The sequence below is a fragment of the Paracoccus sp. (in: a-proteobacteria) genome, from assembly GCF_047605025.1.
Lineage (GTDB): Bacteria > Pseudomonadota > Alphaproteobacteria > Rhodobacterales > Rhodobacteraceae > Paracoccus.
Genome location: NZ_JASGGO010000001.1, coordinates 19,967 through 42,099, shown reverse-complemented (window position 1 = coordinate 42,099; position 22,133 = coordinate 19,967). Strand labels below are relative to the sequence as shown.

The window sequence follows — 22,133 nt, the reverse complement described above, 5'->3', positions numbered from 1 at the left end:
AACGTAGACAGGGAGGGATATGATGGAAACAGGACGAAAGAAATCGCGGTTGGGTTCAAGCGCATCGCGGCTGGCCGTCGCGCTGGCCTTCGGATGGGTAGCCGCCAATGCGGCCACCGCCCAGACGATCGAAGAGCTGAATGCGCGCGTCACCCAGTTGGAAAAGAACGCGCAAAGCGGAACCCTTCACACGACCCATGGTGTCGATCTGACATTCTACGGCTTCGTGCGCGCGGATATGTATACGGACAGCAAATATGACATGGGCAACAACAGCCTGGGGTTCAGCAACGTCAACTCTCTGACCGAGGAAAACGCCAAGTTCGGCGCGCATGCCTATCAGACCCGCTTCGGCGTCCGGGGTTCGTTCGATACCGTCCATGGAGAGGCCAAGTTCAACTTCGAAGGCGATTTCTACGGCGGCGGCGGCGGATCGTTCCGCATCCGGCAGGCTTATGGCGAACTCGCGGGCTTCGTCCTGGGGCAGACCTGGAGCAACGCCGCCGCTCTCAACCCCGCGACGATGCTGGATTTCGACGGCGTGATGGGCGGGCCGGGCTATCGCACCATTCAGGGCCGCTATACGGCCAAGCTGAGCGACAATCTTGCGGCATCCTTCTCGATCGAGGACGATCCGCTTTCCTGGAAGGCCCGGCCCGTCATCACGGGCGCGCTTACCTATACATTAGGCGAAGACACCTACAAATTCGCCGCGATGTCACGGGGCATCGACGATCTGAACGGCAATAACGTCAATACCTGGAATGTCGTCGCATCCGCCAGCGTTGGGCTGTGGGAAGGCGGCAAGCTGAACGGCGTCATCTCGACGGGCAAGGGCTATTCCAGCATCGTGAAAGGCGGTGCGGGCATCGGGCAACAGGCGGGTCAGGCGGTCGCAAAATCGTCCTATGACCTAGATGCAAACGGCGATCCCATCGGACTGACGGCCTATGCCGTGGGGATCAGCCACACATTCTCGCCGAAATTCACGATGGGTTTCTCGGTCGGGCTCAACGATTACGACGATTTCGCCGGATCGACGGAGATTTCCGCCGACGATCTGACGGGCGCCATTCTGACCGCGCGCTACACGCCTTCGGAAAGGGTCCTGCTTGGGCTGGAATACCAGCGGTTCGAGCGCAAGGAGTTCGGCGGCGCGAAACTGCACAACGACCGCCTTCTTGCGGTGGCCCAGTTCAACTTCTGATCCATATATAATGCGGGATGGCGCGCCAGATAATCTCTGGCGCGCCATTCCTTTTTTGACGGCGGGTTTTGATGGGGGGCTTGTGATGGCGGGAAAAACTAGCCCGCCTTGGCCTTGGTCAGGTGCAGCCGTTCCAGGGCCTGGTTCGCCCGCGCCGTTCCAAGCGGCCCGTCATAGATCAGGCCGCCCGTTTCCAGCACGGCGATGCGATCCGCGACGGACAATGCCCATCCGGTCGATTGCTCGACCAGCAGGATGGACATGCCCTCTTGCCGAAGCGCGCCGATGACCTCGAAGACCTCGCCCACGATGGACGGCGCCAGCCCCACCGAGGGTTCGTCCAGCAGCAGGACATGCGGCGCCGGCATCAGCGCCTGGGAAATCGCCAGCATCTGCTGCTGCCCGCCGCTCATGGTGCCGGCCGGATCGTGCCGCTTGCGCCCCAGGATGGGAAAGCGGGCATAGGCTTCGTCGATCCGCTGCCGCAAAAGCCTGCGGTCCCGGATCAGCCAGCCGCCGACCGTCAGGTTTTCCTCGACGGTGCGGCGCGGAAAGATCCGCTTGCCCTCTTGCACAAAGGCCAGGCCCAGCGCCGTGCGGCGATAGGCGGGCGCGCCGGTGACATCATGCTCGGCGATCCTGATGGAGCCGCCGCCGCAATCGACCAGCCCGGCGATGGTGCGCAGCGCCGTGGTCTTGCCGGCGCCGTTCCGGCCCAGCATGGCCACGATCTCGCCCGCGTTCAGCGAAAGCGACAGATCGCGCAGCACCCGGATGTCGCCATAGCCCGACGACACGGCATCAAGACGAAGGGACAGGCTCACGAGGCAATCTCCTGCAATGCGGCGACGGGGGGCGGCCCTTCGCCCAGATATTTCAGGCGGACCTGTTCGTTGGCCTCGATCTCGGCGGCGCTGCCTTCGGCCAGCAGCGCGCCTTCGGCCATGACGATCACATGATCGGCGACGGCGGCGACAAGATCGAAATTATGCTCGACCAGCAGGATCGTCGCGCCCGCTTCCCGCAAGGCCAGGATCACGGCGCTGAGCTCCTCGATCTCCTCGGCGTCCAGCCCCGAGGCGATCTCGTCCAGCAGCAGCACGCCTGGGCGCATCATCAGGCTGCGCGCCAGTTCGATCAGGCGGCGAATGCCCAGCGGCTGGCTGGAAGCCTGCTCCTCGGCCACGCCAGCAAGCCCGGTGGCCGCCAGCGCCGCGTCCACCGCCGCTTCCTCTGCCCGATTGGCGCGGAAATACGAAGGCAGGCGTAGCATGGTGGCCACGATCCCCGGTTCGCGCATCAGCGCACCGGAGCGCACGGCCTCGCGCACCGTCATGTCGCGCGGGATGGCCGGGGTCTGGAACGTCCGCCCCACGCCAAGGTGCGCCCGTATGTTTGGCGGCAGGGCCGTAACTTCTTGATCTCCTAGCATGATCCGGCCGCTATCGGGTATGTAGAAGCCCGAGACGACGTTCAGCACCGTGGTCTTGCCCGACCCGTTCGGCCCGATCAGCGCCGTGATCTGCCCCGGCCGGGCGGTCAGCGAAATACCCTGAAGCGCGATGATGCCGCCGAAACGCTTGCCCGCCGCCTCGACCCGCAGGATCTGGCCGGGAATCGGCGGGAAGGCCGAGCGCGCGACGGGAACGGGGGCGCTTTCGCCCTGCGCCGGGGCGGGCTGGCCCTTGATCCTGAGGCGCATGCGCAGGAACAGCGTGCGCAGCAGCGGCACCAGCCCCTGCGGCAGCAGCACGCCCCCGATCAGCAGGAAGGCCCCGTAGGAAACCAGCGCATAGCGTTCGAATGCGGTGGTGCCAAGCGGCCCAAGCTGCATCAGCGCCGAACCCAGCACCGCGCCATAGACGGTGCGCACCCCGCCCAGCACGGCCGAGGCCAGGATGACGATGGCCATGTGCAGCCCGAACGCCTCGGGCGCGATGAAACCGTCGAGATAGGCGAAGAGGCATCCCGCGATCCCCGCCGGCAGCGCGCCTATCGTATAGGCTTTCAGCTTGACCGAGGTGCCGGCGATGCCCAGCGAGGATGTCAGCGCCGCGCTTTGCGACAGCACCTTGAACTGCGCGCCGCGCGGCGACACGACCAGATTGCGAAACAGCAGCAGCCACAGCGCCGCGATCAGCACCACGGCGATGTAGAAGCCGCCCGCCGACAGACCGATCCCGAAGATCGCGGCCTCCGGGATGCCCGCCAGCCCGTGCAGGCCGCCCACGGGTTCCCCGATCAGGTTCAGCACGTCGGGAACCAGCAGCACCATGAAGAACGAGGCGATGCCCAGCACCCAGCCCCCCAGCCGGACGCTCGGGATACCGATGATCAGGCCGACCACCATCGCCGCCGCGCCAGAGACCAGCGCCAGCAGCAGGATGTCGTTGACATGGTTGACCGCCAGATACCCGGTCACATAGGCGCCGACGGCGAACAGTGCCGCCTGGCCCACCGCGAATTCCCCCGCATAGCCGAAGGAGAGGTTCAGCCCCGTCACGATCAGGCTGATGACCGCGATCAGGATCACCTGCCGCGTCATCCCGGAATCAAGCCCCAGCGTGGGTGCCAGCGCGATCAGCGCCACGATCCCCACGAAGGCCAGGGCCCGCAGCAGCGGGCCGGCCGTGATGTGTTTGCCCTGTGTCATATCGTCCGCCGCCCCCCTTTGGCCGCCATGCCGCCGGGACGGGCCAGCAGGAAGATCAGGAACAGGGCGAAGACGACCAGATTGCGGTATTCCGGCCCCAGCCAGCGCGCCGTCGCGGCCTCGGCGATACCAAGCGCGAAGCCGGCCAGCAGCACGCCGAAGCAACTGCCGACCCCGCCCAGCGTCAGCGCGACGAAGCCCTTGATGGCCAGCACCAGCGCGGCGGCCACCACCAGCAGCGTCTTGGCGCCCACGACGGGACCAAGAACCGCGCAAAGCCCGCCCACCGCCGCGAAGCCCACATAGGACAGGCGGCGGACGTTGATGCCGTGCAGCATGGCGGCATCGCGGTCTTCGGTCTGGGCCGCGCAGGCAATGCCCGAGCGGCTGTATTTCGTCCACAGCCAGATGCCCACGGCCACCGCGATGGCCGTGGCGATCAGCAGCAGATCCTTGCGCAGGACGCCCCCGCCCAGGATGTTCATCCGGGTATCGTTGGCAAAGAGCGTGAGTTCGCGCGCATCCCCGCCCCAGATAATGAACGAGATCCCCGTGATCACGGTGGCGAAACCGATGGTCGAGATCAGTTCGCCATAGCCATGCCCGCCCCCGGTCCGTTCGTTGATCACACGCAGGGGCGCGATGGCGATCCGTTCCTCGATAAGGCCGACAGCCGCCCCGACGAGGCCGCAGATGACGATGGCGACGGCCAGGGGCAGGCCCAGACCCTCGATCAGCCACCAGCCGACGAAACCGCCCAGCACCACGAGATGGGCCACCGCGAAGTTGAGCACCCCCGAGGTGACGTAGCTGAGATTGTAGCACAGCGCGATGAGCGCATAGATCGCCCCCACCGCAAGGCCGGACCAGATTACCGTGATCATAGTGATATCTCCCGCACGGGTGGGCGTTCCTAGTGGTCGGCCGGCTTGAACATGCCCATGACCACCGGCGACGGCCCGATGAACACGAAGTCCTCAAGCGGCGGGTTCGGGAAATGGCGGTCGGCGCTGTAACCGCCCAGATCGGACCAGGTGATCAGTTCGGGCACCGCGAAGCCGTCGGATTCCAGCACGGCCTTCACCTTGTCGGGATCCACCGAGCCCGCCTGTTCGGCCGCGCTGGCATAGATCTGGATGCTGTCGAAGAAATAGGCCGGCCCCACGATGGAGATGCCCTTGTCCATCACCCCTTCGGCGGCATTGCCGAAGAAGCGCTTCTGCGGCTCCGAATAATCGTCCGGGTCGGCATAGCGGGTGACATAGGTGGTCTGGACGCGGACGTTCTTCAGCGCATCCCCGCTGGCCCAGGACATGTGGCCGCCGTTTGTGGCGCCGGCGCTGTTGCCGAAGATCAGCGGAATATGCGTCCCGTTCACCTCGACCCGGGCACGGGCCATCCGCTGCACAACATCGCCATTGCCCTCGATGTAGAAGGCATCGGGCGCATCGGCAATCGCGCGGTCGAAGATCCCGGTCACGTCCAGATCCTTCGGATCGAACTGATAGGCTTTCACCTCGATGCCCGCCGCGCCGACGACATCGGAGATGGATTTCACGATACTGCTGCCATAGGCATCAAGCGGCGTGACGATGGCCAGGCGCTTGACCCCCATGCGTTCAAGCTCGTGCGGCAGCGCCTCTTGCAGCCGGTCCGTCGTCACCGCGATGCCGAAATGATAGGGGTAGGATTTCGGATCGTTCAGCGACTGATGCGCACCGGGCGCGAAGGAGATGACCTTCTGCCGCGTGAAAAGCGGCGTCAGCGCCAGCGCCTCGTTGCTGGTATTACCCGCCAGGACAAGCTGCGGCTTGTCGTTGCGGCTGACATATTGCTGGAAAAGCGAAACAGTCTTGGTCGGATCGCCCCCGGAATCCAGGTTCACCACCTCGACCGGCCGCCCCAGGATGCCGCCCCGGCTGTTCAGATCCGCCGCAGCAGCATCGACGCCGATCTTGATCGCCGCGAGGTTCTGGGCCAGCGGGCCGGTAAAGCCGCCGATAAAGACGACGCGCACGGGGCTTTCCTCTGCGGTGCCCTGGCCCGGCGCCAGCCCCAAGGCCATGGCCGCGGCCATGATCGGCCCGGCCCACAATCTGGTCATTCTTTTCATTTTTCTCCTCCCTATGAAACTTTGCGGGCTCCTTCCCGCGTCAGGCCCTCCCCCGGTTCTCCTCAAACCAAGGGGAAGATGCTCTCAAAATCCCTGTTCGGGATGGCCCGCCCGCCGACAGCGCGTCGCGCCTTCCATGACGGCGCCCCCCGATCAGGGTCCTGGCCCCGGTGGCGATGACGACTGGTCCATGCATGGAACATCCCGTGAAAAGGCGGGCTCCGGCCCCGGCGCCCGCCATGCCGATACCTCGTTCAGACCCTTGCGGCCTGTTCGGCCAGAAGCGCGCGCCGACGGGCGGCCTCGGCGATCGCGGCCTCTTTCATGCCGCGGAAACCCTCGCGCACGATGGGCATGGTCTGCGAAAGGTCGGTGATCGGCAGGCCGTGGGTCGGCGCGACGATGCGGACATCCAGCTCGTGCAGCAGGTCGTCCATCCGCTCGACATAGGGCTCGATGTCCACGAACTGCGTCCAGTGGAAGGCCGAGAAGGCGAAGCGCTGCATCTGCTCGTCGATCTTCAGCGTCGTGGCCTCTTCGGCCAGATGGCCGCAGTCGCAGGCGTCATGCACATGCGAATAGGCGAAGCCGTCGCCGGTAAAGAGCACGTTTGCCCCGGTGTCGAAGAACCAGCGGCTGTGGATCAGGTCGCGGAACACGCTTTCATGCACGGTCAGCGCGCGCCCGCCCAGATCGAAACTGTCGCCCGGTTCGGCGAATTCGATCCGGTCCTCGAACTGCGGGAAGACCAGATGCAGGTCGCAGACCTCGCCGATCATCCGCGCCTTGGGGAATTTGCCCAGCACCTTGCCCACGCCGCCGCAATGCGACATTTCGGAATGGGTCACGAAGACATATTCCACCTCGATGTCGCGCCCGGCCAGAATCTGGTCCACCTGTTCCAGCACGATCAGATGCGCGGCGGTGATGCCCGTCTCGATCAGGGCGGCGGATTTCTCGCCCACGACCAGGAAGGCGGCGTTATAGGTGTGCAGCCAGGTGCCGTTGTAAAGCACCGGGAAACATTCGCTAAGCCAGAACACGCCCGGAGCGATTTCACGGGGCAGCGGGTTGTGGGGCATTTCGGGAAATTGCATCACGCGTTCCTCATGCTGGAGATGGTCCACTGGCCGGCCGCGACGCCGATAGAGGGGCGTTTCTCGACCTCGGCCAGGCATTGGTCGAGCAGCGCGATGTGGCGCGCCACGGCCTCGCCCGCCAGGACCGGGCCATGGTCGGGGGCGATGAAGGCGATGTCGAACTTCGCGAAGGTCTCGTCCAGCGCCTCGCGGATCGGGCCGGTCTCGGCACCGGGCAGCCACCAGTAGCGCCCGTGGGTCAACTGGTGGATGACGCGTTCCAGCGTGGTCGGATCATCCTTCGCGCTGTCCAGGAACCACGGCCCCGCCACGCTGTCCTGCCACACCCATGAGAAGGTATCGCCGGTAAACAGCGTCTTCGTCGCCGGATCGTAGCCCCAGTTCGACGGCAGCAGCCGCAGTTCGGGCACCAGGAATTCCAGCGCGCGCGGCCGGTCGGGATGCACCGCCATCTTCAGCGTGTTCACCATCGGCACCAGCCGTCCGGTGGTAAGGCCCCGGCTTGGCCCCACGGAATCGGCGTGGAAGTCCAGAAACAGCTCGGGCGGCGCCTCGACCCGCTGATAGATCGCGTCGATCTCGAACGTGTCGGCGATGGCGCGGGCATTGCACATCGAGGCCCATTCCACGCGCGGAATGGCCATGGAAACCTTGCGATCCCCCACCAGTTCGCGCAGCCGCCGCATCAGCGATGCGCGATGCGCGGTGAAGCCGGTCGAATAGACCAGCGCATGATCGCCCTCGATCAGCAGGAAGGTGTTCATCGTTGTCCACCCCCGCACATCCAGCGGATGGCTGGACGAACGGCCGTCAAGCTTGATCGGATTGGCGATCACGTTCAACGCGCCGTCGCCGATCCTGATGACCTGGCTGTCATCCTGGTCGTCATGCAGTGCCATTACCGGAATATCCTTTGCCACTTTCCTGCCCTTTCCCTCTCTGTGCTGATTTGCCTTCGGCGGCGGGGCCGCCAACCGGCAGATGCAGGATCGTGCCTGCCCTGCCTGCGTCGCGGGATCCCCGCGCGGGCAATCGTGGAATCGCCCGCAGCAAGCTGCGGGTGTAGTCTTCGCGCGGCCTGTTCAATATGCTGTCGACATCCGCCAGTTCGACCACGCGCCCGCGCTGCATGACGCAGACATCATGTGCAACCACCTTCAGCAAGGAGAGGTCATGCGTGATGAACAGATATGAGACGCCGAAGTCTTTCTGGATATCGCGCATCAATTCCAGCACCTGGGCACGAACCAGAACATCCAGCGCGGCCACCGGCTCATCGCAGATGATCAGGGCCGGCGTCGTGGTAAGCGCCCGCGCGATGGCCGCGCGCTGCAACTGGCCGCCGGACAGTTCGCGCGGATAGCGGTTTGCGTGCTCTTCGCCCATGCCGACACGCTCCAGCAGTTCGATGACGCGCGGCCATGCTTCGGATCGACGCTGGCCCTTGTGGATCAGCAGGGGCTCGGCGATCGAGGCCCCGACGGTCATCAGCGGATCGAAAGAGCTATAGGGATCCTGGAAGATCATTTGCAGATGGGCGCGCATCGCCCGCATATCGGCGCGCGACAAAGCCAGCAGATTGCGGTCCCGGAAGATAATCTGACCGGCGCTCGGTTCGATCAGGCGTGCTATCATCCGCCCGACTGTCGACTTGCCTGCCCCGGATTCGCCGATCACCCCAAGAGTGCGGCCTTGCTCCAGGCCAAAGCTGACATCCGCCACCGCCTGAAAACCGACCGCGCGCTTTCCGAAGATTGAAGTCGAACCGAAGTCCTTTGCGATATTCCGAACATCCAGCAGCATCAGATGGCGTCCTCATGAACGGGAGGCATTTCGGGAATCGCCTCGATCAGCGCGCGGGTATAGGGATGGCTGCTTTCGTGCAGCAGATCCGGGCATGGCCCCTGATCGACGATGCGCCCCTTCTGCATGACGACGATCCGGTCAGACATCTGTGAAACGACAGCCAGATCATGCGAGATCAGGATCAATCCCATCCCGGTCGCCTGCTGCAATTCAACCAGCAGGTCCAGGACCTTGGCCTGAACGGTCACGTCCAGCGCCGTCGTCGGCTCGTCCGCGATCAAGAGGTCCGGGCCGCAGGACAGTGCCTGGGCGATCATGACACGCTGCGCCATGCCGCCGCTGAACATATGCGGATATTCCAGCGCGCGCCGCTGGGGCTCATGGATGCCCACGCGGTCCATCATCTCGACCGCGCGGGTCCAGGCGGCGCGCCGGTCCAGCCCCAGATGGCGGCGCACCGTCTCGGCGATCTGGCTGCCGACGGTCAGGCTGGGGTTCAGCGACAGGATCGGCTGCTGAAAGATCATGCCGATCCGCTTGCCCCGGATGCCGCGCCAGACGGATTCCGGCGCATGCGTGATATCCTGCCCGTCCAGCATGATCCGGCCGCCGGTGATCCGCCCGTGCCGCTGGCCGATCAGCCCCAGCACCGCCAGCGAGGTCACCGATTTGCCCGAGCCGGATTCGCCCACGAAGCCCAGCGTCTCGTGCCGGTCCAGCCGGATCGACACATCGTGGATGACCGTCTTCGGCCCTGCGGGGGTGGCGAATTCGACGGCCAGGTTCTGGACGCTCAGCAGGGTCATTTGCCGTCCCCCCTGTTGGCGACGACATCACGCAGCCAGTTGCCGATGGCGCCAAGCGCAAGCACCGTCGCGATGATGGCAAAGCCGGGGATATAGATCAGATAGGATCCGCGTTGCAGGTCGCGCGCCGCATTCGACAGCATCGAGCCCCAGCTTGCCTGGGGCGACTGCACCCCAAGGCCCAGATAGCTAAGCGATGCCTCTGCCATGATGCAGATCCCCGCGACAATGGCCGTCTGCACCACCAGCGGCGTCAGGATGTTCGGCAGGACATGGCGCAGGATGGTCCGCGGCGTCGATGCCCCCAGCGAAATCGTCGCCTCGATATAGGTCTGGTTGCGGACATCCAGCGTCGAGGCCCGCGCCAGTCGATAGAACGACGGCGAGACGACGATGCCGATGGCGATCATCGCATTCGCCAGCCCCGGCCCCAGCACGGCGACGATGCCAAGCGCCAGGATCAGGCTGGGCACGGTCATAATCGCATCCGTCAGAAAGTTAAGCGTGAGGTCGGCATAGCTGCGGAAGAAAGCCGCAAGAAGACCAAGCGGAATTCCGATCAATGCCGCCGTTCCGGTGCCGATCAGGGCAGCACTCAGCGACACGGTAGCGCCATGCAGCATCCTGCTTAAGACATCGCGGCCAAGATTGTCGGTTCCAAGCAGATGCCCGCTGGTCAGCGGTGGCTTGTAAAGTGCAAGCAGATTTTGCTTGTTGGGATCCAGAGGGGCCAGAAAATCGGCGAATACGGCGGCGAACACCATCGCGGCCACCCAGATCGTTGCAATGATCACCGTTGGTTTCCTGATCCGGGCACCGACAATGACTGGAATGGCCAGCTTCACGCGGCCAAAAAGGCGGCGCTTATCGTCTATGACTACCTTGGTCATGCGCGGATCCTTGGGTTGAGGTAACCGTAAATCAGGTCCGATATCGCGTTGATCAGCACGACCAGCACGGTCGTCGTGGTGATGATGCCCAGAACCACGGGCAGATCGCCGTTCAGCGTGGCATTGATTGCCAGCGTTCCGATGCCCGGAATGGAAAAAACGTGCTCTACCAATACAGAGCCGCCGATCAGACTGGACAGCTGAAAGCCTAGAAGAGTGACAGCCGGAATTGCCGCATTGCGCAGGGCGTGATTGAAAAGAAGACGCCCCCCGGAAATGCCTTTCGCCTGGGCACTCAACATATAGGGGCGGTCAAATACCGTCAGCAACCCGCCACGCAATTGCAGCGTCAGGATGGCGATGGACGCAGGAGCAAGCGTCAGGGCCGGAAGGATAAGGTTGCGCAACCAGGGAAGCACACCCTCGGAAATGGCGGTATATCCCAGTGATGGCAGCCAGCCGAGTTTGACCGCGAAAGCCAGCACCAGAAGATAGCCAAGCCAGAAGGTCGGCGTGGCAATGGCGATCGCACAGAACGCGCTTATGACGCGATCAATCCATTTGCCTTCGTTGACGCCAGCCAGAATACCGAAGACAAGCGCAAATATGATCGAGATAACCATCGCAATGGCCACAAGGGAAAGCGTGACCGGCAAAGCCGAAACAAGAAGCGCGGATACCGCAACCTGGCCTGTCTGAAATGATCGCCCCAGATCGCCCGATATCGCGCCCGCGGCCCATTCCGCATAGCGCATAAGCAAGGGCTTATCCAGGCCCATGGCCTCTCGTATCTTCGGAACAAGCGACAGATCGTCGCCGGCCAGAAGGACAGCGGGATCACCCGGCATGATCGCAACGAGGCAGAATATGACAAAGGTGACGACCGCGACAAGCAAGGGCGCTACCATCAAACGTCTGAGTGCCAATTTCAGCATTGCATAGCGTCCTGGCTTTGGGATTTGGGCGGCCAAACAGGCCAGCTTTCTTGCCTTGCAGGGGAGCAGCGCGGATCAATCACCCGCGATGGTCAGATAACGAACCTCGAAACCGGGCGCCCAGATCGGCCCTTCCTGATTGCCGGCCTCGGTGCTGGAAAGACGAAGCGTGGTCGGCCAGAACTCGCGGAACTGGCAGATCGTCAGGGTCAGCGCCTCATCATAGATCGCCTGCCAGACTTCCGCCCAGATTGCGCCCTGCTCTTTTCGAGACAGCGCGGGGTTGTTTGCCTGGTCCACCAGCGCCGCGACTTTTCCCTCGATCGGGCTTCCCTTCACGACCGCCGCGCGGCGCGATCCCAGATTGGTGTAGATGTCCATCAGCGTAAAGGGCGAGAGCGTGCCGGACGAGGTGGAGATGACCGCCGAAGCCGTCCCTTCGATCATCTCGGGCACGGTTCCCGCCTGCACCGGCTTCAGCACCATCGAGATGCCGTAATCGCTTAGCATCGCCTGGATGACCTGGCCCGCCATGTTGAAGGCGGCGGTGTTCTGGAAGAATACCGTGAATTCGAACCCGTTCGGCTTTCCGGCCTCCGCCAGCAGGCGCTTGACCGCCTCGGGATCATAGCTTTTGACTTCCTCAAGCTGCGGGTTGGCCGCCCAGCTTGCAGCCGGCAGCGGCTGGTTCGCGGGCGCGCAGAACCCCTCGAACAGGGCCTGGCTCAACAGGGCGGGATCTATTGCCGCCCGAACGGCATGCCGCAGCTTGGAATCGTCAAAGGGCGGCACTCGCGGGTTCAGGAAAAGACTGAGGCTGCGGGTCGCCTCGGACGTGAAGGGCTTGCCGTTCAGTTTGCCGTCATTGATCAGCGTTTCCGCCCGCGCCAGCCCCTCACCCATCAATTGCGCAGTATCGATGTCGCCCGTAAGCATGGCGTTCAGCACGACCTCGTTTTCGCCCACCGGAATGAAGTCGATCCCCGCGAACCGAAACGCGTTTTCGTCCCAATAAGGCCGGTCCGATTTGCGCAGTTTCCAGATGCCGTTGGGCGTCCCTTCGGTCAGCACCATCACGCTTGACGTGCATTCGGCCGGCGCCATCGTCAGGTCGGTGTCCTTTTCGATACAGGCCGGGTTGATCACCGAGCCCGCAACATCCGCAAGCGTCCACAGCAGATCCGCCCCACCCGCCGACAGGTTGAAGCGGACGATATGATCGCCTTCGGCGACCACGCTTTCGACCTCGGCGAACTTGGAACCAACCCTTGAATCTTTATGCGTTCTGGCACGCTCGATACTGGCCACCACCGCCGCGGCGGTCACCGGGGACCCATCATTGAAGCTGGCGCCCTCGACCAGTTTGAGCGTCAGCGAACTGCCGTCCTCGGACCATGCCCATTCTCGGGCAAGAAACGGGGCCACCTCGCCTTTGGTGTTGATGCGCAGAAGCCTTTCCCAAGCCGAATTATGCACCGGCTGCGTCGAAAGCGTGCTTGCATGCGGATCAAGCGTTGATGTGCGGGTCAGCACACCAAGCTTTAATATCGCGCCCTCATCAATCGTTTGTGCCTCTGATCGGCAGGACATGCCGGATATCAGCGCGGCAGCGACAATTACGCAGGACAGCGCGTTCAGGCGAAGTTTCATTGTTCCCTCCCTATGTCCTTGCGTCCAGGACCGCTCTCTTTCCAATGCGCGCCACGGGGTCGGTGTTCACCACACGTTCCGTATCGGCATCCCGCTTGATCCCTCCTCACCTGAATCAAGCAGTCATTCTCTATAGAGTATCTCCATTCTTAATTAAGCACAGGGGGGCAACAGGTCAAGCGTTCTTTCGCGGTAAGGGGCGATCGGTGCCAGCAACGGGTCGTGACGTTCGGGTTCAGTCGAACTCACATGCATGGGCGCCCCGAATGGCGAATTCAGGGCGCCTTCACTTGCGCGGTCCTATCGGGTTCCGCCCCGTGCTTTGGCCCCCATCAGGGCATGGCAGGCCCTAGGCCGGGTCTGGCGAGAATATCAAGGCTGCCGCCTCGCCGCCCGACCGGAACGGCACGGTGCTGCCAACCAGGGTATAAAGGCGCCCGCCATGCTCGACTGCGCCAAAGCCGTGCCGACCTTCGGGCAAGGATGAGTGCCTGCGCCATCTGTTCGTGGCCAGATCATAGGATTCCGCCTCATCATGCAGGCTGAAGCGGGTCTCGCCTCCGAACGTATACAAAGCGCCATTCAACACCGCGAAAGCCGAGGCGCTGCGCGGGGTCGGCATGCGCGCCCCATAGGTCCAACTGTCCGTCGCCGGATCATAGATGTCGACCAGATCGACATTGACACGGGGGTCCAGCGCGAAGCGCCCGCCAGCGACGACGATCTTGCCGTCGATGGCGCCGGCAGAGGTATGGTCGCGCGGCGTCGGCAAGGGCGCGCGGCTTTCCCACCGGCCCAAGGCGATGTCAAAGACCTCGTGCGCGCCGGTATTGGTGCCGGTCAGCACGGCATCCTCGGCCGGGTTGCGGGTCCCGGAGGGCACGTCGATCAGGATATCGGTCGCACCCGAGATGACATGAATGCGCCCGTCCAGGGCGACCGCCACGCCCGCGGCCCGCGCCGTGGGTAGCGGCGGCAGGTCGTCCCAACGGCCGGTGGCCGGGTCGTAAACCCAGGCGACGGTCTGGGCCCTGGCCGGGCTCATCCCGACGAAACCACCGAAAACATACAGCTTTCCGCCCCAACTGGCGGCGGTGGGGTGGTGGATCGCCTGCGGCGCGGGCACACGGGTCCAACTGTCGCCAGCGATGTCATAGACAAGCATGTCCTCCGCGCCGCGGATATCACCGACGACATAGCCCTTGCCGTCTATGGCCGCGACCGCGACCTCGGACCGCTCGATGGGGGCCGGGGTTCCTTTGGTCCAGAGGCCCGCCGGTGACGCCTGCCCGCTCGGGTCCCGACTGGGATTGGCTGCCGTTTCCTTGGTCGTCACGAATCTTTCCTCCAAGCCGTTTCATTTGGACGTGGCGCGCCATGGCGGGGTCGGATCCCGGATGGCGGCAAGGCGGCGCGATCAGCACGCTGACCCATGGCTGGACCATGGATCGCCGTCGCGCCGGGCTTTCAGGCTGCCGAGCGCGCAGGCTCGGTCTGCATGCCGGCCGCGATCTTCTCGGCCGCCATGATGGTTATGAAATGCACCAGCCCACGCGGCAGGATCGGGAATATCGAAGCGTCGACGACACGAAGACCGGCGATCCCATGCACCCGGCCCTGGGGATCCACGACAGCTTCGGGATCGTCGGCCTGTCCCATGCGGCATGTGCCACAATCATGCAGCTGGATAATGGCGTTTTGGCGCACGAATTCGCGAAGCGCGGCGTCATCCGACAACAGCCGGTCGGCGCTGAACGCCGCCTTTCGCAGCAGCAGCGCGCGCAGCGGAGCAATGTCCAAAGCAGCCGAAATCGCCCGCGCCCGCAGCGCGTTCTGCCGCGTCGGTCGCGACAGCCGCGCGACAAGCGCCAGATTCGGCAGGAAAAGCTGTCTCCGCGCGCCCCGCATGCCGGGATCGTTGAGCAGTTCCAGCGACAGGCGCATGCCCGAGACGAGACGCTCGAAATCCCGCTCGTCCGACAGCATGTTGAACGAAATCTTCGGAGGCAGCGCCGCATCCGCCCCCGCAAGCGTCACCGATCCCGTGGAAAAAGGCTGGTTCAGCGTCACCGCCATCGAGCCGACACGTTCGCCCAGAGCATGCCAGGCGGTCCGGTTGAACGGCATAAGATGCATGTCCCGATCACCGCAACCAGGATGATTCGACGAATAGCGCAGCCAGTTCTGCATCATCCAGGGGTTGTCCGGCTGTTGACGCGCATTGCGGGCCAGCCAGACCGCAAATAGCAGATAGGGATGGTTCTGAAGGTTGGCGCCGACCCCCGGCAAGTCGCGCACCACCTGAATGCCATGGTCCCGCAGCCCGACCGCAGGCCCCACGCCCGAGCGCATCAGCAGCGACGGGCTGTGGATCGCACCGCAGGACACAACGACCTCACGCGCGCGGGCGATGCAGGGCTTGCCGCCAATGCGCAGAGAGACGCCCCTGGCCTGCCCGTCCTCGATGATCACCCGCTCGACCAGCGCATCGGACTGGATGGTCAGATTCGGCCGGGCGCGCACCTCGGCGGTCAGATAGGCCATTGCGGCCGAAACCCTGCCTTCGCGCAGGCTGTTGGTCGGAATGCCCGCGAAGCCCTCGCGGAAGTCGCTCATATAATCGTCGATCTCTCCATAGCCGCGCCGTTCGGCGGCGTCGGCAAAGGTTTCGGCATAGGCGCCCCATTTGCCACGCGGCAGGCGCCGCACCGGCATCGGGCCACTGTTGCCGCGCATCGGGGCCGCGTTCGGTCCGGTAAAATCCAGCGCGGTTTCCATCTTCTTGAACCAGGGCAGCACATCGTTCCAGCCCCAGCCCTGCGCGCCCATCTTTTCCCAGATGTCATAATCTTCGGGCAGGCCACGATCCGCCGCCATGCCGTTCACGTTCGAGCCGCCGCCGACGCTGCGGCCGGTCGCATGCGGGCGGGCGGACTGGTGATCGGTATCCGCAAACAGCCGCGCCTTCACGTTCGACCAGCGAAAGGCCGGGTTGGTCATGGACATCGGGAAAGGGTCGCGGATTTCCGCGTCCTCGGCCCCAGGCCGCGCCGCATCCTGCCCCGCCTCGATCAGCAGCACCGATCTGCCCGCCTGCTCGGACAACCGGCCTGCCAAGGCGCAGCCGGCCGCGCCGGCGCCGGCGATGATCAGATCATAGGTCTTTGCGGTATCGAATACCTGGCTCGCCATTCGCATCTCCTCCCCTTTTCAATCCCAACTCCGGGTCGTGGCTGCGGGCATGGCTTACAGACCACCAACCAAGCCGCGATACCGCCACAACCCCCGTAGGAAACGATTGTGACAGAGGCGCAGGGATCCCATACGTTTGCTGTCCGGTGGCCTCCTCGCCACCTGAACCACCCGCTGCCCGCTTCGGATGAAGCAGACCACAGGACCATTCTCTAAGAGGATTACTTATTCTCGACAGAGAAGTTGTGTCAACCACCCACTTCCGTCATGGGCAAGCTCAGCGCGGGCATTCCAACGTCCCGCCACCTGGGAAAATATCCGGTCATGTCACCCGCAACGGCCCTGCCAGCCAAAGAGGCCGCCTGCTTTCCTGACGAAAAACCGGGCTGCGGATATCCGCGGCCCGGCTTGCCTTCGGGAATGACAAGGTGCGAAGAACCCGAGCCTTACAGGCCGCCCATGTTCGACCAGTGCGCATCGCTGGTCCAGTAATACTCCAGATAGTGACCTAAAGAGGCCCGCGCATCCAGATACAGATACTTCACTTGCTGCGTCTCGCCCTCCATCACCAGCGGCATGGATTGCAGATCGACCCGTGCGCGAAATGCATCCCAGTCGGGAACACGCATGCAGATGTGATGGAACCTGATGCCGTCATCTTCGGGCAATGCCTGCGTGTAAACATCCAGATCACCACCTCGCGGCTCGATCAGTTCATATTGCAGGTTGCCTACCCACAGAAGCGCGGCATTCACCCCAAGCGACGCGTTGCCCTCGGGGGTTTTCACCGACAATACGGTCTCGAAAAGGATCTTTTTGCGCACCGACGCCATGGCCTCGATCTTGCGAATGCCTCCGGCAAGATCGCGTGTCACATAGGCGTTCTGGAAGTGAAACCCTTCAAGCATTCTGACCTCTCTTGATGCCAATAATTTTCGTAGTCGCTTGCTGAATTACGCGCCACCCAACCCTCTGCCCAAGACCATTAGGCCCTGGACAAGGAAGCCGCTAGACAGTTCCACCGGGCGGCGGCTGCCAAGTGAACTGGCCTCCGTTTCGACCGGGGCGGAACCGCGGAAAGATCAGTAGCGCCAACCGCGCCGGGTATTTCCGCCATCGCAGCACACCACCTCATTGGTGATGAAGCTGGCATCTTCAGAGGCCAGGAACAGGTGCAGCCGCACGATGTCATCGGTCGTGCCTTGACGTTCCAAAAGCTGCATCTTGCGGATGCCCGCGAACTGCTCGGGCGATAGCTGTCCCACGCTGGCGGGGGTTTCCATCAGCCCCGGCGCCACGGCATTCACCCGGATGCCATCGGCACCAAAACGCGTCGCCATGCCATAGGTCATCGCATTCAGCGCGGCCTTGGTGACGCCGTAGGCCGTCGCCGGCACATTCGCCGCCATCGAGGACTGGTTCAGCACCACACCACTGGCCGCCGCCAGCGCCGGACGCAGCGCCTGCGCCAGCAGCAGCGGCGCGACGGTGTTGATGCTCAGATAGCGCAGCCATTTCGCCTGGCTCAGCGCCTCGAAAGAGCTGCTGATCTCACCATAGGCCAGACCCGCGTTATTGATCAGCACATCAAGGCGTTCATGGCGCGACAGGAAGCCTTCGGCGAAAGTATGGATCGCGGCTTCGTCGCCCAGATTGATGGGATGCACCTCGGCGGATGAGCCGACGGCGGCGACTTGTCGCGCGGTTTCCTCAAGACCCGCAGCCTCGATGTCGAGCAGCACAAGTTCGGCCCCCTCGGCCGCGAAGCCAAGCGCGAGCCCGCGGCCCAGACCTGCGGCCGCGCCCGTCACCAGAACAAGTTTGCCCTTGAAGCGTTCTCTCATGTCGATCCTCCCGATCAGATCCAGTCCGGCCATGGTTGCCCATTGCCCGTGATTGCGTCATTATAAATGTCGCAAATAGTCTTTATGGTCAAGATAATGTGCCGCGAAGCCGTGGAAGCCGACAGCGAACGTGAAGCACTTCTCCATCGCCTGGGGGGTGCCCTGATGTCCGTAATCCATCAGGGGGATCTCGCTTTCGAGCGTGCGGCGAACTCGGGCCGGATCCATTCGACCGACTTTCGCTGTATCGGCTATCTCAAGGTGATCGGAAAACCGGCCAGTCCGGGCCGGATCCTATCCTATCTGGGCCTTTCCTCCGGGGCGGGAACGGCGCTGTTCGACCGGCTGGAAAAGGCCGGCTATATCCGGCGTGAGCGCAACCCCGAGGATCGCCGCAGCGTGCTGATCGTGCTGGACGAAATCGCTGCGGCGGAACCGCTTCGTCTTTATGCCGGGGTCAGCATGGACTACCGCGCGGTGATGTCGGGGTTTTCCGACAGCGAACTGGCCATCGTTGCACGCTATCTGGAAGAAGTCGGCAGGATCGGCACAGCCTGGAGCGCGACGCCGGCTCCGTAAACCTTGGCGCGGCACGAAGGCTCTGACAGCCCCAGCGGCATACGTCGTCGCGGTGCTTCGACACCCGCCACCCTGGCACGTCGATGCCGCAGGGGGCGCCCACCCCATCGGTTACTGATAGGGCTAAAGCACGCGGATTTCGTCGCAAAGCGCGGCGAGCTGGGCGTAGAATTCGCGGTGATAGTCGTTGCGATAGGTGATGTAATAGGTCAACGCCGGCAGGTGCAGCGGGCAATCCACCACCACAAGGCGCCCGGCCTGCACCATATGGCTGAAGAAGGTCGGCGGCAGTATGGTGATGCCCAGACCATTCGCGGCCATTTCCGCCAGGGCGCCCATGTTGTTGCAGTTGATCCGCTTGCGGAACCGTAGCTTTTCGTTCTCCAGGATCTTGTAAAGCACCGGCCGCAGCACCGATCCCGGAGATTGCGCCAGCAGGGTCATCGAAAGCAGTTCCTCAAGCGACAGCTTCATGCGCCCGGCCATCAATGCCGGGCTGCACATCCATGCCATCTGGATATCGCCCAGCGGAGCATTGATGAATTGCGGCTGCATGGTGCTGCGCGGACAGATCACGAAATCGATCTTCCTTTCCGTCAGGCCATCCATCAGCGTGCTGGTCAGGCTGATCTCGGGCTCGACCTCGACATGGGGAAAACGCTCGGCCATCGCGTCCAGCAGGCGCGGCAGCCATGAGGTTGCCACCAGATCGGTGGTGCCCAGCCTTGTGCGCGGCGGCAGCGGTGCGCGTCCGCGCGCGGCGTGGATCAACTGATCGTTCAGCCGCAGCATCTGCTGGGCGATGTCGCGCACGGATTCGCCACGGACCGTCAGCACCGCCTGCCGCCCGTCCCGCATGAACAAGGGTTCGGGGAACTGCTGCTCCAACTCGGCGATGCGCTTCGAGATGGTGGATTGCGTGACATGCAGATAATCCGCCGCAGCCTGAAATCCGCCCAGGGAATCCGCCCAATACAGGGCTTCAAGCTGCTTGATGGTAAACATCGCCAACCCATGAAAAAAAGGAATGCTATATTGTGAAGTATTATCGCTTATTTTCCAAGCGCAAGTGATGCAATGTGCCGGCGTGGTCGGAGGACCAGCACTTCGGAGGAATCATGACAATCAGGGAACACCCGGCCCCACCTTTGGTGGCGGCCGACCTGCTGCAAGCCTATGACGGCACCGCCAGTTCGATCATCAGCGATTGCCTTGATCGCCTGCCGGGGGCGGTGGGGCTGCTGCCCTATCATGCCGGGCAAACCGTGATCGGCACGGCCTTCACCGTCCGCACCCGCGCCGGGGACAATGCCGCGATTCATCGGGCGCTGGATCTGGTGCGTCCGGGCGATGTCATGGTGGTGGATGGCGGCGGCGATTGCGGTCAGGCGCTGATCGGCGAGATCATCGTGCAGAAGGCCATGGCGCGCGGGCTGGCGGGTTTCGCCATCGACGGCGCCATCCGCGATGTCGATGCGATCCGCACGCTGGGCCTGCCGGTCTATGCCCGCGCCGTCACCCATCGCGGCCCCTACAAGAACGGTCCGGGCATATTGAACCAGCCGGTCTGTCTGGGCGGCATGGTGGTGATGCCGGGCGACCTGATCGTCGGGGATGCCGACGGGATCGTCGCGCTGTCCACCGAGCGGGCCGCCGCGATCCTGCCCGCCATACGCGCCAAGGAGGAGCACGAGCGCGTCAAGATCGCCGAAATCCGCCGCGCCATCGCGGCCAATGCCCGCAGGGCGGGCTGATCGCACGATATCATATCTGTCGTTCAGAGGGAGGAACTCATGCGACATATGTCTTTGCTTGCCACGACCACGGCGGCGATGCTGTCCTTTGCCGGGCCGACCCTGGCCGATGCCGCGACCGAGATCCGCATCGTGCTGCCGGCCGGCCCGGACCGGCTGGACCCCTGCGAGACGCCGCGCTCGGTCATTGGACGGATCATCAAGCAGAACGTGGTCGAAACGCTGGTCGAGCTGAATTATCAGGATGGATCCATCATCCCGCGCCTGGCGGAAAGCTGGGTGCAGGACAGCCCGACGGTCTGGACCTTCAAGCTGCGCCCCGGCGTGACCTTCCATGACGGAGCGCCTTTCGACGCGGCGGCGGTGATCCACACGCTGGAACGCACCACCGACCCGGCGCTGACCTGCATCACCCGCACCAAATATTTCGATGGGGTCGATATCAAGGCCGAGGCCGTCGATCCGCTGACCGTGCGCTTCACGACCGGCAAGCCCAGCCCGATCCTGCCGACGCTGCTGGCGCAGATGGCGATTTCCTCACCCAATACGCCGAAGGGTGCCTATACCGAAACGCCTGTCGGCACCGGCCCCTATCGCTTCGACCACTGGACCCAAGGCCAGGAGGTGGTGATCGACCGCATCGACGACTATTGGGGCGAAAAACCGGCGATCACCAAGGCAACCTATGTCTGGCGCAGCGAATCCTCGGTGGTGGCGGCCATGGTGGCAACGGGCGAGGCGGATCTGGCCTTCTCGATTGCGCCGCAGGACGCGACCGATCCGGCGATGGACAAGGTTTATCCCAACTCTGACAGCGCCATGTTCCGGCTTAGCGTCGATGTCCCGCCGCTGAACGACATCCGGGTGCGCAAGGCGCTGAACCTTGCCATCGACCGCAACGCCTTCCTGGGCACCATCATTTCTGATCAGGCCAAGCTGGCCACGCAGCAGGTCGGGCCGAACGTCCTTGGTTGGAACCCCGACCTGACGCCGTGGGAATACGATCCCCAGGAGGCCATGCGCCTGCTGGCCGAGGCCAAGGCCGATGGCGTGCCCGTAGATACCGAGATACGGCTGATCGGCCGCCCGGCGATGTTCGCCAACAGCAACGAATTCGTCGAGGCCGTGGGCGAGATGCTGCGGGCGGCGGGCTTCAACGTCAAGATCGAGACGCTGGAGATGACGCAATGGCTGGAGGTGGCGAACAAGCCCTTCGATCCGGCGCGCAAGCCCAATATCTTCCTGACCATGCATGACAACAATTCCGGCGACGCGGCCTTTACCGTCTATTTCAAATATCACTCGGACGGGCGCCAGAGCGAGTTGCACGATCCCGCGCTGGACGCCCAGATCGAAAACGCCTCTACCCTGTCGGGCAAGAAGCGCGAGGCCGCCTATCACGAGATCTTTCGCCACATTTATCAGGACATCGTTTCGGACATTCCGTTGTTCTACATGGTGAACTACATGCGGGTCGGTCCGCGGATCGATTTCACCCCCACCATCGCCAATGCCGTCGAACTGCAACTGGCGCAGGTGAAGCTGACCGGCAAATGACGCCAGAAGGGCCGGGAATGCCGCCATTCCCCGCCCGCCCCCGCAAG

The 22,133-nt window shown here is 63.6% G+C and carries 20 protein-coding genes; 4 read left to right on the top strand and 16 right to left on the bottom strand.

The window, feature by feature from the left end; genetic code table 11:
- Nucleotides 1–22 precede the first annotated feature (22 nt).
- The gene (locus tag QM682_RS00195; RefSeq protein ID WP_415125870.1) at nucleotides 23–1,207 is read left to right on the top strand and encodes a DcaP family trimeric outer membrane transporter; all 1,185 of its coding nucleotides are present in this window, start codon (nucleotides 23–25) and stop codon (nucleotides 1,205–1,207) included.
- A gap of 98 nt (nucleotides 1,208–1,305) precedes the next feature.
- Here QM682_RS00195 and QM682_RS00190 read toward each other — a convergent pair whose 3' ends face one another.
- The 15 genes from QM682_RS00190 to QM682_RS00120 all read right to left on the bottom strand — a co-directional run bounded on the left by QM682_RS00190 (nucleotide 1,306) and on the right by QM682_RS00120 (nucleotide 18,229).
- On the bottom strand, nucleotides 1,306–2,031 hold the full coding sequence (locus tag QM682_RS00190) for an ABC transporter ATP-binding protein (protein ID WP_415125869.1): 726 nt from the start codon (nucleotides 2,029–2,031) through the stop codon (nucleotides 1,306–1,308).
- Nucleotides 2,028–3,860 (bottom strand): ATP-binding cassette domain-containing protein, encoded by a 1,833-nt coding sequence (locus QM682_RS00185; protein ID WP_415125867.1) that lies wholly within the window; start codon nucleotides 3,858–3,860, stop codon nucleotides 2,028–2,030. The genes QM682_RS00190 and QM682_RS00185 overlap by 4 nt, the downstream gene beginning before the upstream one ends.
- Nucleotides 3,857–4,744 (bottom strand): branched-chain amino acid ABC transporter permease, encoded by an 888-nt coding sequence (locus QM682_RS00180; RefSeq protein ID WP_415125865.1) that lies wholly within the window; start codon nucleotides 4,742–4,744, stop codon nucleotides 3,857–3,859. The genes QM682_RS00185 and QM682_RS00180 overlap by 4 nt, the downstream gene beginning before the upstream one ends.
- A gap of 29 nt (nucleotides 4,745–4,773) precedes the next feature.
- Nucleotides 4,774–5,964, bottom strand: a complete 1,191-nt coding sequence (locus QM682_RS00175; protein WP_415125863.1) for an ABC transporter substrate-binding protein — start codon at nucleotides 5,962–5,964, stop codon at nucleotides 4,774–4,776.
- A gap of 263 nt (nucleotides 5,965–6,227) precedes the next feature.
- The gene (locus QM682_RS00170) at nucleotides 6,228–7,070 is read right to left on the bottom strand and encodes an MBL fold metallo-hydrolase (protein WP_415125861.1); all 843 of its coding nucleotides are present in this window, start codon (nucleotides 7,068–7,070) and stop codon (nucleotides 6,228–6,230) included.
- Complete coding sequence (locus tag QM682_RS00165; protein ID WP_415125859.1) at nucleotides 7,070–7,972, bottom strand: hypothetical protein; 903 nt, start codon at nucleotides 7,970–7,972, stop codon at nucleotides 7,070–7,072. The genes QM682_RS00170 and QM682_RS00165 overlap by 1 nt, the downstream gene beginning before the upstream one ends.
- The gene (locus QM682_RS00160) at nucleotides 7,959–8,876 is read right to left on the bottom strand and encodes an ATP-binding cassette domain-containing protein (protein ID WP_415125857.1); all 918 of its coding nucleotides are present in this window, start codon (nucleotides 8,874–8,876) and stop codon (nucleotides 7,959–7,961) included. Before QM682_RS00160 ends, QM682_RS00165 begins: the two co-directional genes overlap by 14 nt.
- The gene (locus QM682_RS00155; protein WP_415125855.1) at nucleotides 8,876–9,685 is read right to left on the bottom strand and encodes an ABC transporter ATP-binding protein; all 810 of its coding nucleotides are present in this window, start codon (nucleotides 9,683–9,685) and stop codon (nucleotides 8,876–8,878) included. The genes QM682_RS00160 and QM682_RS00155 overlap by 1 nt, the downstream gene beginning before the upstream one ends.
- Nucleotides 9,682–10,575, bottom strand: coding sequence for an ABC transporter permease (locus QM682_RS00150; RefSeq protein ID WP_415125853.1), 894 nt, complete (start codon nucleotides 10,573–10,575; stop codon nucleotides 9,682–9,684). Before QM682_RS00150 ends, QM682_RS00155 begins: the two co-directional genes overlap by 4 nt.
- Nucleotides 10,572–11,510, bottom strand: coding sequence for an ABC transporter permease (locus tag QM682_RS00145; protein WP_415125851.1), 939 nt, complete (start codon nucleotides 11,508–11,510; stop codon nucleotides 10,572–10,574). The genes QM682_RS00150 and QM682_RS00145 overlap by 4 nt, the downstream gene beginning before the upstream one ends.
- A 75-nt stretch (nucleotides 11,511–11,585) precedes the next feature.
- Nucleotides 11,586–13,160, bottom strand: coding sequence for an ABC transporter substrate-binding protein (locus QM682_RS00140; RefSeq protein WP_415125849.1), 1,575 nt, complete (start codon nucleotides 13,158–13,160; stop codon nucleotides 11,586–11,588).
- A 349-nt stretch (nucleotides 13,161–13,509) separates the two neighbouring features.
- Nucleotides 13,510–14,496 (bottom strand): Kelch repeat-containing protein, encoded by a 987-nt coding sequence (locus QM682_RS00135; RefSeq protein ID WP_415125847.1) that lies wholly within the window; start codon nucleotides 14,494–14,496, stop codon nucleotides 13,510–13,512.
- Between the two features lie 131 nt (nucleotides 14,497–14,627).
- Nucleotides 14,628–16,352, bottom strand: a complete 1,725-nt coding sequence (locus tag QM682_RS00130) for a GMC family oxidoreductase (RefSeq protein WP_415125845.1) — start codon at nucleotides 16,350–16,352, stop codon at nucleotides 14,628–14,630.
- A gap of 446 nt (nucleotides 16,353–16,798) precedes the next feature.
- Nucleotides 16,799–17,260: a VOC family protein gene (locus tag QM682_RS00125; RefSeq protein WP_415125843.1), complete on the bottom strand. Its 462-nt coding sequence runs from the start codon at nucleotides 17,258–17,260 to the stop codon at nucleotides 16,799–16,801.
- Between the two features lie 174 nt (nucleotides 17,261–17,434).
- Nucleotides 17,435–18,229: an SDR family NAD(P)-dependent oxidoreductase gene (locus tag QM682_RS00120; RefSeq protein ID WP_415125841.1), complete on the bottom strand. Its 795-nt coding sequence runs from the start codon at nucleotides 18,227–18,229 to the stop codon at nucleotides 17,435–17,437.
- A 132-nt stretch (nucleotides 18,230–18,361) separates the two neighbouring features.
- Here QM682_RS00120 and QM682_RS00115 point away from each other — a divergent pair, with 132 nt between their 5' ends.
- Nucleotides 18,362–18,775 (top strand): MarR family transcriptional regulator, encoded by a 414-nt coding sequence (locus QM682_RS00115; protein WP_415125839.1) that lies wholly within the window; start codon nucleotides 18,362–18,364, stop codon nucleotides 18,773–18,775.
- Between the two features lie 123 nt (nucleotides 18,776–18,898).
- Here the strand turns inward: QM682_RS00115 and QM682_RS00110 are convergent, their stop codons facing one another.
- Nucleotides 18,899–19,780, bottom strand: a complete 882-nt coding sequence (locus tag QM682_RS00110) for a LysR family transcriptional regulator (protein WP_415125837.1) — start codon at nucleotides 19,778–19,780, stop codon at nucleotides 18,899–18,901.
- A 113-nt stretch (nucleotides 19,781–19,893) separates the two neighbouring features.
- Between QM682_RS00110 and QM682_RS00105 the strand changes: the two genes are divergently transcribed.
- Nucleotides 19,894–20,529 (top strand): RraA family protein, encoded by a 636-nt coding sequence (locus tag QM682_RS00105; RefSeq protein ID WP_415125835.1) that lies wholly within the window; start codon nucleotides 19,894–19,896, stop codon nucleotides 20,527–20,529.
- 39 nt (nucleotides 20,530–20,568) lie between these two features.
- The gene (locus QM682_RS00100; RefSeq protein ID WP_415125833.1) at nucleotides 20,569–22,086 is read left to right on the top strand and encodes an ABC transporter substrate-binding protein; all 1,518 of its coding nucleotides are present in this window, start codon (nucleotides 20,569–20,571) and stop codon (nucleotides 22,084–22,086) included.
- Nucleotides 22,087–22,133: the final 47 nt, after the last annotated feature.

Bases quoted from the DNA above. Each gene is read 5' to 3' on its own strand.
- QM682_RS00125 (WP_415125843.1), bottom strand. From the start codon at position 17,260: ATGCTTGAAGGGTTTCACTTCCAGAACGCCTATGTGACACGCGATCTT.
- QM682_RS00175 (WP_415125863.1), bottom strand. From the start codon at position 5,964: ATGACCAGATTGTGGGCCGGGCCGATCATGGCCGCGGCCATGGCCTTG.
- QM682_RS00100 (WP_415125833.1), top strand. From the start codon at position 20,569: ATGCGACATATGTCTTTGCTTGCCACGACCACGGCGGCGATGCTGTCC.
- QM682_RS00185 (WP_415125867.1), bottom strand. From the start codon at position 3,860: ATGACACAGGGCAAACACATCACGGCCGGCCCGCTGCTGCGGGCCCTG.
- QM682_RS00155 (WP_415125855.1), bottom strand. From the start codon at position 9,685: ATGACCCTGCTGAGCGTCCAGAACCTGGCCGTCGAATTCGCCACCCCC.
- QM682_RS00105 (WP_415125835.1), top strand. From the start codon at position 19,894: ATGACAATCAGGGAACACCCGGCCCCACCTTTGGTGGCGGCCGACCTG.
- QM682_RS00150 (WP_415125853.1), bottom strand. From the start codon at position 10,575: ATGACCAAGGTAGTCATAGACGATAAGCGCCGCCTTTTTGGCCGCGTG.
- QM682_RS00120 (WP_415125841.1), bottom strand. From the start codon at position 18,229: ATGGCCGGACTGGATCTGATCGGGAGGATCGACATGAGAGAACGCTTC.
- QM682_RS00145 (WP_415125851.1), bottom strand. From the start codon at position 11,510: ATGCTGAAATTGGCACTCAGACGTTTGATGGTAGCGCCCTTGCTTGTC.
- QM682_RS00115 (WP_415125839.1), top strand. From the start codon at position 18,362: ATGTCCGTAATCCATCAGGGGGATCTCGCTTTCGAGCGTGCGGCGAAC.
- QM682_RS00180 (WP_415125865.1), bottom strand. From the start codon at position 4,744: ATGATCACGGTAATCTGGTCCGGCCTTGCGGTGGGGGCGATCTATGCG.
- QM682_RS00170 (WP_415125861.1), bottom strand. From the start codon at position 7,070: ATGCAATTTCCCGAAATGCCCCACAACCCGCTGCCCCGTGAAATCGCT.
- QM682_RS00165 (WP_415125859.1), bottom strand. From the start codon at position 7,972: ATGGCACTGCATGACGACCAGGATGACAGCCAGGTCATCAGGATCGGC.
- QM682_RS00195 (WP_415125870.1), top strand. From the start codon at position 23: ATGGAAACAGGACGAAAGAAATCGCGGTTGGGTTCAAGCGCATCGCGG.
- QM682_RS00160 (WP_415125857.1), bottom strand. From the start codon at position 8,876: ATGCTGCTGGATGTTCGGAATATCGCAAAGGACTTCGGTTCGACTTCA.
- QM682_RS00110 (WP_415125837.1), bottom strand. From the start codon at position 19,780: ATGTTTACCATCAAGCAGCTTGAAGCCCTGTATTGGGCGGATTCCCTG.
- QM682_RS00140 (WP_415125849.1), bottom strand. From the start codon at position 13,160: ATGAAACTTCGCCTGAACGCGCTGTCCTGCGTAATTGTCGCTGCCGCG.
- QM682_RS00130 (WP_415125845.1), bottom strand. From the start codon at position 16,352: ATGGCGAGCCAGGTATTCGATACCGCAAAGACCTATGATCTGATCATC.